This is a genomic window from Balnearium lithotrophicum (assembly GCF_900182585.1).
GTDB classification, from domain to species: Bacteria; Aquificota; Aquificia; order Desulfurobacteriales; family Desulfurobacteriaceae; genus Balnearium; species Balnearium lithotrophicum.
In genome coordinates, this window is the sequence record NZ_FXTM01000028.1 from 1 (window position 1) to 14,130 (window position 14,130).

General features: G+C 40.8%; 14 protein-coding genes and 2 tRNA genes. 13 read left to right on the forward strand and 3 right to left on the reverse strand.

Going from position 1 to position 14,130, the window contains the following annotated elements; genetic code table 11:
- Nucleotides 1–142: 142 nt before the first annotated feature.
- From FN732_RS08620 to FN732_RS08670, 11 genes are all read left to right on the forward strand, one after another.
- A tRNA-Phe gene (locus FN732_RS08620) sits at nt 143–218 on the forward strand.
- A gap of 32 nt (nt 219–250) precedes the next feature.
- A tRNA-Leu gene (locus FN732_RS08625) sits at nt 251–337 on the forward strand.
- A 76-nt stretch (nt 338–413) separates the two neighbouring features.
- Nucleotides 414–668, forward strand: coding sequence for a hypothetical protein (locus tag FN732_RS08630; RefSeq protein ID WP_142936155.1), 255 nt, complete (start codon nt 414–416; stop codon nt 666–668).
- Entirely contained in the window at nt 668–1,201 is a 534-nt protein-coding gene (hslV, locus tag FN732_RS08635; RefSeq protein ID WP_142936156.1) for an ATP-dependent protease subunit HslV, read from the forward strand. Before FN732_RS08630 ends, hslV begins: the two co-directional genes overlap by 1 nt.
- Before the next feature lie 9 nt (nt 1,202–1,210).
- The gene (hslU, locus tag FN732_RS08640; protein WP_142936157.1) at nt 1,211–2,635 is read left to right on the forward strand and encodes an ATP-dependent protease ATPase subunit HslU; all 1,425 of its coding nucleotides are present in this window, start codon (nt 1,211–1,213) and stop codon (nt 2,633–2,635) included.
- A 9-nt stretch (nt 2,636–2,644) separates the two neighbouring features.
- Entirely contained in the window at nt 2,645–3,670 is a 1,026-nt protein-coding gene (locus tag FN732_RS08645) for an aminopeptidase P family protein (RefSeq protein ID WP_142936158.1), read from the forward strand.
- 1 nt (nt 3,671) lies between these two features.
- Nucleotides 3,672–4,790 (forward strand): tRNA guanosine(34) transglycosylase Tgt, encoded by a 1,119-nt coding sequence (gene tgt / locus FN732_RS08650; protein ID WP_142936159.1) that lies wholly within the window; start codon nt 3,672–3,674, stop codon nt 4,788–4,790.
- The gene (locus FN732_RS08655; protein ID WP_185954305.1) at nt 4,765–5,841 is read left to right on the forward strand and encodes an SLC13 family permease; all 1,077 of its coding nucleotides are present in this window, start codon (nt 4,765–4,767) and stop codon (nt 5,839–5,841) included. The genes tgt and FN732_RS08655 overlap by 26 nt, the downstream gene beginning before the upstream one ends.
- Before the next feature lie 46 nt (nt 5,842–5,887).
- On the forward strand, nt 5,888–7,129 hold the full coding sequence (locus FN732_RS08660) for an aspartate kinase (protein ID WP_142936161.1): 1,242 nt from the start codon (nt 5,888–5,890) through the stop codon (nt 7,127–7,129).
- A 30-nt stretch (nt 7,130–7,159) separates the two neighbouring features.
- Nucleotides 7,160–8,782, forward strand: coding sequence for a citramalate synthase (gene cimA / locus FN732_RS08665; RefSeq protein ID WP_142936167.1), 1,623 nt, complete (start codon nt 7,160–7,162; stop codon nt 8,780–8,782).
- Entirely contained in the window at nt 8,772–9,284 is a 513-nt protein-coding gene (locus FN732_RS08670; protein WP_185954307.1) for a DUF996 domain-containing protein, read from the forward strand. Before cimA ends, FN732_RS08670 begins: the two co-directional genes overlap by 11 nt.
- A 163-nt stretch (nt 9,285–9,447) precedes the next feature.
- On the opposite strand, the gene mutS is transcribed toward FN732_RS08670, so the two are convergent.
- Both mutS and FN732_RS08680 read right to left on the reverse strand, forming a co-directional pair.
- Complete coding sequence (gene mutS, locus FN732_RS08675; protein ID WP_142936163.1) at nt 9,448–12,003, reverse strand: DNA mismatch repair protein MutS; 2,556 nt, start codon at nt 12,001–12,003, stop codon at nt 9,448–9,450.
- Nucleotides 11,969–12,145 carry a DNA gyrase inhibitor YacG gene (locus FN732_RS08680; RefSeq protein WP_142936164.1) on the reverse strand — a complete coding sequence of 59 codons (177 nt, stop codon included), beginning with the start codon at nt 12,143–12,145 and terminating at the stop codon, nt 11,969–11,971. The genes mutS and FN732_RS08680 overlap by 35 nt, the downstream gene beginning before the upstream one ends.
- A gap of 62 nt (nt 12,146–12,207) precedes the next feature.
- On the opposite strand from FN732_RS08680, the gene FN732_RS08685 reads away from it, so the two are divergent.
- Nucleotides 12,208–13,149 carry an RluA family pseudouridine synthase gene (locus FN732_RS08685; protein WP_142936165.1) on the forward strand — a complete coding sequence of 314 codons (942 nt, stop codon included), beginning with the start codon at nt 12,208–12,210 and terminating at the stop codon, nt 13,147–13,149.
- On the opposite strand, the gene FN732_RS08690 is transcribed toward FN732_RS08685, so the two are convergent.
- Nucleotides 13,140–13,619 carry a DUF2628 domain-containing protein gene (locus tag FN732_RS08690; protein ID WP_142936166.1) on the reverse strand — a complete coding sequence of 160 codons (480 nt, stop codon included), beginning with the start codon at nt 13,617–13,619 and terminating at the stop codon, nt 13,140–13,142. The two genes, FN732_RS08685 and FN732_RS08690, sit on opposite strands and share 10 nt — an antisense overlap.
- 209 nt (nt 13,620–13,828) lie before the next feature.
- Between FN732_RS08690 and FN732_RS08695 the strand changes: the two genes are divergently transcribed.
- Nucleotides 13,829–14,130 (forward strand): helix-turn-helix domain-containing protein (locus tag FN732_RS08695; RefSeq protein ID WP_142934556.1); only part of this gene is annotated, 302 nt, incomplete at its 3' end.

Here is a 14,130-nt window from a genome sequence, read left to right on the forward strand (position 1 = left end):
GCCTCATCAAGGTCTTGGTTATAAGACTCCAGTAGAGAAGTTTGAGGAATATATTAAAAAACACCAGGGTGTCCACCATGTATTGAACGAGAACACATACTTGACATGAAAATCCATTACCCCTATATTTCCTTATCACGGAGCCGAGGTAGCTCAGTCGGTAGAGCAGAGGACTGAAAATCCTCGTGTCGGCGGTTCGATTCCGCCCCTCGGCACCACTTTTTTTCCCACCAACGTAAAAATCCCTTCAGCCCGGGTGGCGGAATAGGCAGACGCACGGGACTTAAAATCCCGGGGCCGTAAGGCCGTGCGGGTTCGATTCCCGCCCCGGGCACCACGGTTAAAAACCTCCTTTGCCAACAGTTCCCAAGCTAATTAAATTTTAATTCGCTATTTCCTTATGGAGGAACTAAATGGAAACAGTAATTCTCGTTACACTAATCACATTTTTTCTAAATCTCCCCTTTGGATGGTTAAGGGAGGGAGTGAGGAAATTCTCAGCAATGTGGTTTCTATACGTACATTTTCCCATACCGTTCATTATTGCAATGAGAATAGGCCTTGGAGTTCCATGGAAGTTTGCACCACTTCTTATTCTGGTAGCAATCTTGGGACAGGCTGTTGGAGCAAGAATGAGGAGAACGGGAGCTTTTAATCTGGAGGAGTGATGGAATTTCACGGAACTACTATTTGCGCTGTTTTAAGGGATGGAAAGGTTGCTATGGCAGGAGATGGTCAGGTAACCCTTGGAAATACAGTCTTTAAAAACGGAGCAAGAAAGGTTAGAAAGGTTTACGGAGGTAGAGTTTTAACAGGTTTTGCAGGTTCTGTTGCAGATGCATTTTCACTTCTTGAGAGGTTTGAAGATAAACTTCAAACGTTTGGAGGGAACTTACTTAAATCGGCAGTTGAACTTGCTAAGGATTGGAGAACCGATAGGGTTTTGAGGAGACTTGAGGCAATGCTCCTCGTAGCGGACAGAACAAAAATTCTCCTTATTTCTGGAAATGGAGACGTTATTGAACCGGACATTCCCGTTATGGCTATTGGTTCAGGAGGGCCCTACGCTCAGGCAGCAGCAACGGCTCTTTATGAAAATACAAACCTATCTGCGAGGGAGATTGCTGAAAAGGCCTTAAGAATAGCTGGAAACATCTGCATATACACAAATACAAACATTGTGGTTGAAGAACTGACCTAAGGAGGATTTATGTTTAAAAGGCTCTTTGGTAGCCAGAACGATAAAAAAGAGAACAGTTCTGAAGAATTTTTTACTCCTCAGGAAATTGTGGAGGAGCTTGATAAGTACGTTGTAGGTCAACAGGAGGCAAAAAAGGCTGTTGCGATTGCACTGAGGAACAGGTGGAGAAGACAGAAGTTACCTGAGGATATGAGGGAAGAGGTAGTTCCTAAAAACATAATAATGATTGGACCTACTGGTGTTGGTAAGACAGAAATTGCAAGAAGACTGGCAAAGTTGGTTAAGGCTCCATTTATAAAGGTTGAGGCTACAAAGTTTACAGAGGTAGGATACGTTGGAAGGGACGTTGAGTCAATAATAAGGGATTTGGTTGAAATATCTGTAAATATGGTTAAAGAGGAGAAGATTTCTGAGGTTGAGGAGAGGGCCAGAGAGCTTGCATACGAAAGGCTTGCTGAAATAATGGTCCCTGAACCTCAAAGTCAGCAGTCGATACAGAGTCTGTTTGACGTTTTCCTTCCATCTCAGAAACCCCAGGGCTCGGGGGAAATCGAAAGTTCCAGAGTAAGGGACGAAAGGAACAGGATAAAGAAACTTTTAAAAGAAGGTAAGTTGGATGATGAAACCGTAGAAATACCAGTAACTGTTGAAGGACCTAAGATAAACGTAATAGGTCTTGGTGGAGATATGGCAAACCTCCAGGATATGCTCTCCTCAATCCTTCCAAAGCCTAAGAAACTGAGAAAAATGAAGGTAAAGGAAGCTCTAAAGTACCTCACTCAAGAGGAAGCTCAGAAGCTAATTGATATGGATGAGGTCATAAAGGAAGCTATAGATAGAGCAGAGAACCAGGGCATTATTTTCATCGATGAGATTGATAAAGTAGCGGCAAGGGGTGGAGGAAGAGGTCCTGACGTGTCAAGGGAGGGAGTTCAGAGGGACCTGCTTCCCATAGTTGAGGGCTGTAAAGTTTCGACAAAGTACGGACTCGTAAGAACGGACCACATGTTGTTTATAGCGGCAGGAGCTTTTCACATTGCAAAACCCTCAGACTTGCTTCCAGAGCTCCAGGGAAGGTTCCCAATAAGGGTAGAACTAAAACCGCTTACAAAGGAAGATTTTGTAAGGATTCTCACAGAACCTAAAAATGCTTTAACAAAACAGTACAAGGCTCTCCTTGAAACGGAGGGAGTTGAGATTGAATTTACGCCAGATGGGATAGAGGAGATTGCAAGGATTGCAGAGGAGGCAAACACAAAGGCAGAAAACATTGGGGCAAGAAGACTCCACACAGTCCTTGAAAGGCTATTAGAGGATATTTCATTTAGAGCTCCTGAGCTCAAGGGACAGAGAATAGTAATAAACAGGGAGTTCGTTAGGGAGAAACTCCAGAACATTATCCAGGATGAGGACCTAACAAAGTACATCCTTTAAGGAAGGAGAATGGAGAAGTTAGAGTATATCTGTGATAAGTTGGGAGATGGTAAAAGGGCCTTTATTAGTTTTGATTCAAAGGAGAACTTTTACCTGACAGGATTCAGTTCTACTTTTAGTATTGTTTTAGTTAAAGGGAATGGCAGAGCTCTTTTAATAACCGACGGAAGGTACATAGAGAGGGCAAAAAAGGAGGTAAAAAACTTTAAAGTTGTTGAGTGGAAGGGATGGGAGGAGTTTAACTCCCTCCTAAAAAGAGAAGTAGAAGAGGGAGTAGTCGACCCAAGTAGAGTAAAGATTTCCATTCTAAGGAAGTTGGAAATCCCCGTTTTAGAAGAGGAGGGGTTTTTAAGGGAGCTCCGTTCCGTTAAAACGTTAGAGGAGATTTCGCTGATAACGAGGGCAGTTCAAATTGCAGAGCTCTCTTTAAAAAGTGTTTTGCACCTTTTAAAGCCTGGAATAACGGAACTTGAATTTAGAAGGGAGTTGATATCAGCCTTTTTTAAGTTTGGAGGAGAGGGAGAGGCATTTCCTACAATAGTAGCATCTGGAGAGGGTTCTACAGTACCTCACTGGGAAACGGGTAGAAAGGAAATCAAGGATGGAGATATTGTTATTATCGACTTTGGAACTGTCTACAAGGGTTATGTTTCGGATATTACAAGAACTTTTTTAATTGGCAACGTCCCTAAAGAGTTGAGAGAAATTTATGAAACTGTAAAAGAAGCTCAGGAAGTTGGAATAAGGGAGTTAAAATCAGGAGTATCTTGTAAGGATGTTGATTTAAAAGTCAGAAAGTTTTTGAATGAAAAAGGTTTAGGAGAGTACTTTGTCCACTCCTTAGGACACGGAATTGGCGTTGAAGTTCATGAATTTCCAATCCTGTCAAGAAAGTCTAACGAGGTACTGAAAGAAGGTAACGTTGTAACCGTCGAACCGGGAGTTTACATACCGGGACTTGGCGGCGTAAGGATAGAGGATGACTGCTTGGTAACCGAAGAAGGAGCATTTGTAATTTCAGACCTGGAAAAGTGAGATGGAGTTTTCAGTAGTAAGGGAAGATGGAAGGGCAAGGTTTGGAATACTAAAGGGGACTCATGGCGTAACGGAAACTCCCTGTTTTATGCCCGTTGGAACCTTAGGAGCAGTAAAGGGTGTCACGTGGGAAGACATAAAAAGGATGGGTTACCACTTAGTCCTCTCAAACGTTTACCACCTTTATCTAAGACCCGGTTTGGAAATAATCAAGGAAGCTGGCGGTATACATAAATTTACAGGTTGGAATGAACTAATCCTTACCGACAGTGGTGGATTCCAAGTATTCAGCTTGGGAAAGCTCATGAAGCTTACTGAAGAGGGAGTCTTCTTCAAATCCCACATCGATGGCTCCGAACACTTTTTTACTCCAGAGTTTGTCGTCAAGTTTGAGGAGGAAATTGGCGTTGATATAGGAATGGTTCTTGATGAGTGTACACCGTACCCTGCAACCTACGAGTATGCAGAACACTCCATGGAGAGAACCGTTAGATGGGCAGAGAGGAGTATTAATTCAAGAACTACCGACAAAACGGCCCTTTTCGGAATAGTTCAGGGGGGAGTGTACGACGATTTAAGGCTTAGATGTGTTGAGAAGCTCGTAAAACTTCCCTTTGATGGTTATGCCATTGGTGGACTCAGCGTAGGGGAGCCAAAGGAGGAGATGTACAGAATAACAAAGCTTGTAGCTCCACAGCTTCCCAAGGACAAACCAAGGTATCTAATGGGTGTAGGAACTCCTTTGGACATATTAGAGGCCGTTGAGAGTGGAGTTGATATGTTTGACTGTGTAATGCCAACAAGAAATGCAAGAAACGGAACTCTTTTTACATCCTACGGTAAGGTAAATATAAAGAAGGCAAAGTATAAAAATGACTTTACTCCTTTAGACCCTGAGTGTGATTGTTATACGTGTAAAAACTTTACAAAGGCTTATTTAAGACACCTTTATGTTACGGGAAATGTAAATTCGGTTATACTTAATACGATACACAACCTACACTTTTACGAAAAGCTAATGGAGAAAATCAGGGATTCAATAAAAGAAGAAAAATTTTCGGAGTTTAAAGTAGATTTCTTACGGAAATTTAAAGGTGATAAATCCCAAATCTCTCGTTAAATTTTCTATTAATGAGCGGATTTTTTCCATTTCCCTTTTAGCCTTTCTCTTAACAGAATTTCTAAATCCCAGAGTACCTCTCTATTCCCAAAGCGATTTTAAAGTATTGTTTAGCTTATTTACAATGTTAGTGATATTGAAAGGTTTAACCGACACTGATTTTTTGAGATTCATAGCCACTAAGCTTGAAAAAGGTAGATTTGTCGGTCATAAACTGGTCATTTTTACGGCAATAATATCGATGTTTCTTACAAATGATGTAGCTGTTTTAATAGTTGTTCCAATTACTTTACTTATGGAATTTAAGAACATCGAAAAATTGGTGATTCTTGAAATAGCAGCTGCTAATGCTGGTTCTTCGCTTACACCTTTTGGTAATCCTCAAAACCTTTTTATTTACTACCACTTTAACTTGGAGTTTAGGGAATTCGTAAGAGAAATTTTTATATTCTCTGTGTTTACAGTATTTTTAATACTTACTTTAACTCCAAGAATAAATCTTGAAAACAAAAAAATATATAGAACTTATTCTAAGAGTGCCTATATCTTTCTGTTGTTTTTTACAATTTTCATTCTTTCTGTATTAAAGATAATACCTTTGTGGATTAATACTGTAACACTTCTCTATGCCTTTATAGTCAATAGAAAACTTCTTAGAATCGATTATCCACTATTATTAACCTTTTTCTTCTTTTTTGGTTTTACAGACAATCTAACTCATCTAATTCAGATAAGACTAAGTTCTCCAAAAGATGTTTTCCTGTATTCTGCATTTGGAAGCCAGATTATAAGTAATGTTCCGGCAGCTCTCTTTTTTGGAGACTTAACAAACGACTGGAAGACTCTTCTATGGGGGGTGAACGTAGGAGGTTTTGGAACACTTGTCTCTTCGCTTGCTAATTTAATAGGTTATAAACTTTACTGTGAAAAATCCAACAAGAGAAAGGGTTTTCTTATTAAGTTCCACACAATAAATTTCACTCTGTTTTTTACTGGTATTTTATTATTTTTCACACTTAAAAAGTTTATGCTTAATTGTTGCATTCCTTAAATTTAACTATAATCTGCTTACTTAAATCTGTTCTGGAGGAAGTTTAATGGCCTTGGTCGTTCAGAAGTTTGGTGGAACTTCTATGGGGAGTATAGATAGAATTGTAAACAGAGTAGCTCAGAAAGTTATAAGTGAAAAGAAGAAGGGAAACGACGTCGTCGTTGTTGTTTCTGCAATGGCTGGAGAGACAGATAGATTGATAAACTTAGTTAAATCAATTACCGAAGAACCAAACGAGAGGGATATGGACTTTGTTGTTTCAACAGGAGAACAGGTCTCTGCCGGTCTCCTATCCATAGCTCTTAACAACTTAGGTTTCCCGGCTGTTGCCCTTTCTGGATGGCAGGCAGGCATCCGGACTGATAGAGCCTTTACTAAAGCGAGAATACTCTCTATTAATACCGATAAGATAAAAGAGTACTTAAACGAAGGAAAAATTGTTGTAATAACAGGATTTCAAGGAATAACAGAGAATGGAGAGGTTACAACTTTAGGTAGGGGAGGTTCTGATACTTCAGCAGTTGCAATTGCCGCTGCTCTTAATGCCGATAGGTGCGATATCTACACGGACGTTGATGGCGTTTACACTGCAGACCCGAGGATTGTTCCCGATGCAAGGAGAATTCCCGTTCTTTCCTACGAGGAGATGTTAGAACTAGCCTCCTTAGGAGCAAAGGTTCTTCAGATACGTTCAGTTGAGTTTGCAATGAAGTACAGAGTTCCTCTAAGGGTAAGAAGTACTTTTGCTGAGGATGAAGGAACGCTTATTAAGGAGGAAGATGAGACTATGGAAAGGGTAATTGTAAGGGGAATTGCACACAACAAAAACGAAGCAAGAATTACAGTTGAGAGGGTTCCCGATAAACCGGGAATTGCGGCGAAGATATTTGATGCCCTTGCAGATGCAAACATTCCCGTAGATATGATAGTTCAAAATGTTTCTGTTGATGGATTTACGGACATTTCATTTACAGTAGAGAAAAACGATGCCTCAAAGGCAGAAAGAATCACAAAAAAAGTAGCTGAGGAAATTGGAGCAAGGGGAGTTATAAGGGACGATAAAATAGCAAAGGTTTCCATTGTCGGCCTTGGAATGAGAAGCCATGCCGGAGTTGCAGGAAAGGTTTTTGAGACACTTGCAAAGTATGGGATAAACATTCTAATGATTTCAACTTCGGAGATAAAGATTTCGTGCATTATAGATGAGAAGTTTACTGAGTTAGCCGTAAGGGTTCTCCACGAGGCCTTTGAACTTGACAAGGATGAGAAGGAGAGAGCTCTGATTTAAATTTAATTAAACCTGTTTTGAGGGAGATTGATGGTTTACATATACGATACAACCCTTAGAGACGGTGCCCAAACGAGAGGAATTTCCTTTTCCCTTGAGGATAAACTTAGAATAACTGAAGCACTTGATGAGCTTGGAATTCACTACATTGAGGGTGGCTGGCCCGGGTCAAATCCCAAAGACCTCGCTTACTTTGAGGAAGTTAAGAAGCTTAATCTAAAAAACTCAAAAATTGTTGCATTCAGCTCAACAAAGAGGAAGGGAGTAAAGGTAGAGAAGGACTCTAACATTCAGCAACTTGTCAAAACGGAAGTTCCTGCCGTTACTGTTTTTGGGAAATCCTGGGACCTACACGCTACTTTAGGTTTGGGAATTTCCTTAGAGGAAAATTTGGAGTTAATTTTTGAAACAGTTTCGTACTTAAAGAAGTACTTTGATGAGGTTTTCTTCGATGCAGAACACTTCTTTGACGGGTACAAGTCAAATCCAGAGTATGCAATTAAAACACTACTTGCAGCAAAAGAGGGTGGAGCAGACTGTCTGGTTCTGTGTGATACAAACGGTGGAACCCTCTGGTACGAAACCGAGGAGATAATAGACACCGTTCTTAAAAAAGTAAAAGCTCCAATTGGAATTCACGCCCATAATGACTCCGATATGGCAGTTGTAAATTCCCTCATAGCCGTTAAAAAAGGAGCGATTCAGGTTCAGGGAACTATAAACGGTCTTGGAGAAAGGACTGGAAATGCAAACCTCTGTTCGATTATTCCCAATTTAGTCTTAAAAATGGGAATTAAATCAATTCCTGAGGAAAATTTAAAGAAGCTCTATTCTGTTTCGAGGCTTGTTTCTGAACTCTCCAACCGTCCACATCCTGTTAACTTACCTTACGTTGGAGAAAATGCATTTGCCCATAAAGCAGGAGTTCACGTTTCTGCAGTAGAGAAGAATCCTAAACTCTACGAGCACATTGAGCCTGAAAAAGTTGGAAACAAAAGAAAAATTATGGTTTCTGAACTTTCAGGAAGGAGCAATATTATAAGCAAGGCAAAAGAATTGGGAGTAGAACTCTCAAAGGATTCACCTGCAGTTAAAGAGATACTTGATAAGATTAAGAACTTAGAGGCCCAAGGATACCACTTTGAGGGAGCTGAGGGTTCCTTTGAGCTCCTTTTAAAGGAGAGTTTAGGACTTACAAAGAAGTACTTTGAGCTTAAGGGATTCAGGGTTCTGACAGAAAAACGCTCAGAAAACGAGGAAGCCTACGCAGAAGCCACAATAAAGGTTGAAATTCCTAAGGAAATTGCAGAGGAGAAAGGAATAGAGGACAGGTTCGAACATACGGCAGCAGAGGGAAGAGGTCCTGTAGAGGCTCTGGATAAGGCTCTAAGAAAGGCCCTTGAGAAGTTTTACCCTTCAATTGGAGAGATTAAACTTACAGACTATAAGGTTAGAATTCTGAACGAAGCCGCAGGAACAGAAGCATCTCCAAGGGTTTTAATTGAATCAACAGATGGTAAGAGAAAGTGGGGAACAGTTGGAGTTTCCCCTAACATAATTGAAGCCTCCTGGCTTGCCCTTGCCGATGCAATAAAGTACAAGTTGATGAAGGACGATGAGGATACAGATAGAGGAGGGAGTAGTGAAGGATAGCGTAAAGCTGATGGGGGGATTGGGTTCTCTCTTTATTGTTTTAGGAGTTATTCCTTACATTGGAGCTCTACTATCACTTGCAGGATTTGTTCTCTTAATTATTGCTATTAAGAATTATTCAGAAGAGGAAGGAAGGCCCGAACTCGTTTCAAAATTTGTAAAGGGAATTGTGATTTCCTTTATTGGAGAGCTCTTAGGTGGTGTTGTTGCCGGTGTAGGAGCAGGAATGTACGGTGAAGGTCATGGGTTTGTTGGAGGAGCATTAGCGGGAATTGGTTTTCTCATCATATACATAGCTTCAATTTTTGGTTACAACTTTATAAAGGACGTTTTTACAGAGATTGCCCTATTAACGGGAAACAACCTTTTTGAATGGGCTGGAAAGTTGTTCTTCTGGGGAGCCCTGCTTTTAATTATTCTAATTGGTGGAGCATTAATCTGGATAGGCTGGATAGTAGCAACTGCGGCCTTTTTCACAACTCAGTCAGTTGAGAGTGAATAGACTTTCTAAGAACTTATCCCATTTGATGCAGTCTTTAATCTGCCAATAAAGGATTTACGGTTAAGGAGGAACTTTTGGAAATTTAACAAAATGGAGAAAGTATAAATCCTGTGTTGAATCTGCCGGTAATTTTAAGGAGCTCCATAGCTAAATAAGACGGTCATTAACTCTCAATTTTTGTGGTTTTAGCTAACTCCTTCAATCTCGATAAAATTATTAAGGCCTCAAGGGGAGTTGTTGTAGAAATCTCAATCTTTAAAAGTTCTTCAACCAACCTTTTCAATTCGGTAGGGAGCTCCCTCTCTTCATAGTTAACTCTCCTTTCCTCTGCCACTTTAAAAAGGGGTAACTCGTAGTCAACTTTCAGCTCCTTATTCTCAAGTTCATTAAGAATCTCCTTAGCCCTCTCTACAACCTCCTTCGGAAGGCCTGCAATCTCTGCAACGTGAATTCCATAGGACTTCTCAGATGCTCCGGGAATGAGTTTATGGGTGAAAACTACTCTTCCATCCACCTCCACCACTTCAACATGGTAGTTTTTTACTCCCAGAATCTCACCTTCAAGTTCTGTAAGCTCGTGGTAGTGTGTGGCAAAGAGGGTCTTTGCTCCAACTTTATTGGCCAAGTATTCAACAACGGACCTTGCAATGCTCATTCCGTCATACGTGCTCGTTCCCCTTCCAATTTCGTCTAAGATTACCAGGCTCCTTTCAGTTGCGTTCTTTAGGATGTTTGCGGTTTCAACCATCTCCATCATAAAGGTTGAGAGTCCCTTGCTCAAATTGTCTGCAGCTCCAACCCTTGTGAAAATTCTGTCAACAATTCCTATCCTTGCCCTCTTTGCCGGAACGAAGGAACCCATTTGGGCCATAGCAGTTATCAGGGCAGTCTGCCTCAGAAATACGGATTTTCCTCCCATGTTTGGTCCTGTTATTATGAGAACCCTCTCTTCTCTGTTTAGCCTTGTATTGTTAGGTATAAACTCATCCTCAAGGAGCTTTTCTAAAACGGGATGTCTTCCTTCATCGATTTCTATTTCAAATCCATCCGTTACCTCTGGTTTTACGTAGTTTCTCTCCTGAGCTACCTTTGAAAGGGAAAGGAGAACATCAAGAACAGCAATTTGTTCTGCACTCTTTGAAATCCTGTGTGAATTCTCAGTTATGAACTTTCGGAGCTCTGTAAATATTTCATACTCAATCTTCTCTATTCTCTCCTGAGCCGATAGAATTTTCTCCTCAAACTCCTTAAGCTCAGGGGTTATGAATCTCTCTGCATTGACTAAAGTCTGCTTCCTTATGTAGTCCTTAGGTACCAAGTGGAGATTCGCCTTTGAAACCTCTATGTAGTATCCAAAAACGTTGTTAAATCCAATCTTTAAACTCTGAATTCCCGTCTTCCTTCTCTCCCTCTCCTCAATCTCCTTCAGAATTTTCTCTCCGTTTTCCTTAATATCCCTCAGTTTATCCAGTTCCTCGTTTACTCCCTTCCTTACAAGCCCTCCTTCCCTTGAGGTAAAGGGAGGGTTGTCAACTAAAACCCTGTCTATTTCACAGTAAACGTCGTAGAGGTCGTCAAAGTTCTGTGAGATTTCTGAAAGGAGCTCCGTCCTGAACTCAGAGATGATTTTCTTTATATTTGGAAAAACCCTAAGTGAATTCCTTAAAGCCGAGACATCCTTTGGAGTTGCTATCCCGGAGGTTATTTTAGTTAGGAGCCTTTCAACGTCGTAAACTTTCTTAAGTTCACTCCTTAACTCATCTGCAAGGAAGAAGCTGTTTGTTAGCTCCTCAACTGCATCAAGCCTCTTTTCAATTTTCCCCTTATCCTTTAGTGGATGAAGTATCCAGAACTTTAACAGCCTCCTCCCCATTCCCGTTTCCGTTCTGTTTAGAACGTTGAAGAGCGTTGCTGATGAGAGTTTATCGTAGAAGGGTTCTACGAGCTCCAAATTTCTCTGTGTATGAGGGTCAAAATAGATGAACTTCTCTCCCGTATATCTTCTTGGAGCTTTAAGCTTTGGGACAAATTCAATTTGAGTTTCCCTGATAAAATTGTTGAGAGCTCCGAGTACCTTTAACTCCTCCTTAACGTTCGTCTCTACCGTTTTTAGGTTCTCATCAAAGAACTCCTCCTCCTTCTCATTTACAACTAAATCTGGATAAATCTCTATTAGAACTGAAGTGTCAAACTTTTGAGGAACTATAACCTCCTTTGGCTTGAACTTAACTATTAGAGACTGGAGTTCCTCCCTATTTAAGGTTGAAAAGAAGGTATCTCCACTTGAAATTTCAGTCCAGGCAGCGGAAAAGAGGTCTCCCTTAGGATAAATAGCCATGAGGAACCTATCCTCGGCTTCATCCTCAAAGTAGGTTCCCGGAGTAATTACCCTTACAACACCTCTCTCAACGACTTTCTTTCCGGGTTTCGGTTCCTCCAACTGTTCACATATCGCTACCTTGTATCCCTTTCTAACCAACTTTGCTATGTATCCCTCAACTGCATGGTGGGGAACGCCGCACATAGGGGCTTTATCTCCACCCTTTCCAAAAGAGCGCCTTGTAAGAGCTATTTCAAGCTCCCTTGAGGCAACTTCCGCATCCTCAAAGAACATCTCGTAAAAGTCACCCATTCTAAACATTAAAATGGCATCCCTGTACTTTTCCTTTAACTCGAGGTACTGTTTAAGGGCTGGTGTCACCTTCCTCTTGGCTGCCAAATATCTCCTCCTCTATCGAGTATTCCTCGTTTAACCACTTTGAAAGGTCTGCAAGTTTACACCTTTCAGAACAGAAAGGCCTGAAGGGGTTGTTCTCCCAGTTGGTTAGCTTTCCACAGTTCGGACACTTGACCTTTTTCAAAAAAACCTCACGATTGACTTCAGGCTTAAATTAGACTTAAAAACTCCAATATCAAGGGAAGGATGAAGGTTACGGTAGAGAAGGAGAACGATAGGAAGAGGTTGGACCAGTTTATCTCTGAGGTCTCAGGTATATCCCGCTCACAGGCAAAGGAGCTCATCGAGAAAGGGTTTGTTTTAGTTGATGGGAAGGAACCGAAGAAGGCCTCTCAGAAGGTAAAGGAGGGACAGACAGTCGAATTTGAAGTTCCGGAGCCTGAGCCATTGGAGCTCCAGCCGGAAAACATACCAATTGATATTGTTTACGAGGATAGGGACGTAATTGTCGTGAATAAACCTCCGGGACTTGTAGTTCATCCTGCTCCGGGACACTACTCTGGAACCCTTGTTAATGCACTCCTCTACCACTGCAAGGATTTGGAGGGAATAAACGGAACAATAAGGCCGGGGATTGTCCACAGACTCGATAAGGATACTGCAGGCCTCTTGGTTGTTGCAAAGAACGATTTTGCTCAGAGGTCATTGGTAGAGCAGTTTAAGAGTAGAACGATTGGGAGGTTTTACAGAGCTCTCGTATTAGGAATTCCCAAAGGCGAAAGCGGTAGGATAGAGGTTCCAATAGGCAGGGACAAGTTTGATAGGAAGAAGTTTTCACCTAGAACTACCTCCCCAAAGGAGGCAATAACAAACTACTGGGTAATAGGGAAGTTTCCGAAACACAACGTCTCTGAAGTAAAGTGTAAATTGGAAACAGGAAGAACCCACCAAATTAGGGTTCATATGTCTCACATAGGTCATCCACTTTTAGGTGACAGAACTTACGGCTACAAACCTTCAAGGATAAATGATGAGGAGCTGAGGAACTTAATTGACGAAATGGGAATGCACGCCCTCTGTGCCTACTACCTCTCCTTTGACCACCCGAGAACAGGAAGGAGGATGGAGTTTGAGGTAGAACTTCCAGAAGGGTACAGAAGTGTTCTTAACTATTTGAATCAGAGATAATGTCCGTACTCAGTTATATTTGTAGTTGCAATTGATATTAGAAGGGCTAAGAGAAGAGCTAATATAATAAACAGGAAAACACCTAAAATGGAAGTTCCTCCGCTCTTTATTACTTCTTGTTTAAACAGTTCATCATCTGTAAATGCAGAACGAAGTACTGATAACTTCCTGTACGTGAACTTTCCATAGAGATAGTTGCCAAAAATACCAATACCTATCCAGAAAATTAGGGAAAGAATGGAACCTATAACTGGAATAAAACTTAAAAGCATAACTATAAGTGCGTAAAGATACATCTTTCTGTAGGCCATCCATAGGACTTCAAAGCAAAAAGCAGCCCAATTCCAAGAAACTTTAGAGCCACTTGCTGCCATAAGTTTCCATTTATTTAAATAATAATCTGCATTTTTACCGACAAACTCCCTAATGGTTTCTTCATCAAATTCTTCAAGAAGTTTTTTTACTTCCATTTTTTCCCCAGACTTTCTTTGATTATTTAAGAATTATTATATCTAATAACCTAAGTTTGGTTTTCTCTTCTTACCCTTGATGGAACAGGCTTTCTTATTAGTCATAGTAACTTTCAAGTTCCTTTCTTCCAGGACTGTTGTTGAAGTTCAGAAAGAAGGTGGACACCCTAAAATAAGATTTGAACTCCAACAAAAGGAGGTGTCCACCAATGAAACAATTAAAGAAATTCAAAGGTGCATCCCTGCACATATCAAATACACCCTTCAAAAAAACAATCAAAAGAGGAACGAAAATCAAAACCAAACTCGACCTAACAAAAGACCCAAACGTGAGAAAAAGACTTAAATGGATTCAACACTACGAAAAACACCAAAATGCAAGACTAACCTGCAGATACTTCGGAATAAGTCCAACCACCTTCTACAAATGGAAAAATAGATACAAAAAGTACGGTTTAGAAGGCCTCAAAGACAGAAACAAAAGACCTCACAGAGTAAGACAACCTCAGAT

Excerpts from the sequence above, each read along its gene's own strand:
- FN732_RS08630 (WP_142936155.1), top strand. The coding sequence starts at position 414 with ATGGAAACAGTAATTCTCGTTACACTAATCACATTTTTTCTAAATCTC.
- hslV (WP_142936156.1), top strand. The coding sequence starts at position 668 with ATGGAATTTCACGGAACTACTATTTGCGCTGTTTTAAGGGATGGAAAG.
- hslU (WP_142936157.1), top strand. The coding sequence starts at position 1,211 with ATGTTTAAAAGGCTCTTTGGTAGCCAGAACGATAAAAAAGAGAACAGT.
- FN732_RS08645 (WP_142936158.1), top strand. The coding sequence starts at position 2,645 with ATGGAGAAGTTAGAGTATATCTGTGATAAGTTGGGAGATGGTAAAAGG.
- tgt (WP_142936159.1), top strand. The coding sequence starts at position 3,672 with ATGGAGTTTTCAGTAGTAAGGGAAGATGGAAGGGCAAGGTTTGGAATA.
- FN732_RS08660 (WP_142936161.1), top strand. The coding sequence starts at position 5,888 with ATGGCCTTGGTCGTTCAGAAGTTTGGTGGAACTTCTATGGGGAGTATA.
- cimA (WP_142936167.1), top strand. The coding sequence starts at position 7,160 with ATGGTTTACATATACGATACAACCCTTAGAGACGGTGCCCAAACGAGA.
- FN732_RS08685 (WP_142936165.1), top strand. The coding sequence starts at position 12,208 with ATGAAGGTTACGGTAGAGAAGGAGAACGATAGGAAGAGGTTGGACCAG.
- FN732_RS08690 (WP_142936166.1), bottom strand. The coding sequence starts at position 13,619 with ATGGAAGTAAAAAAACTTCTTGAAGAATTTGATGAAGAAACCATTAGG.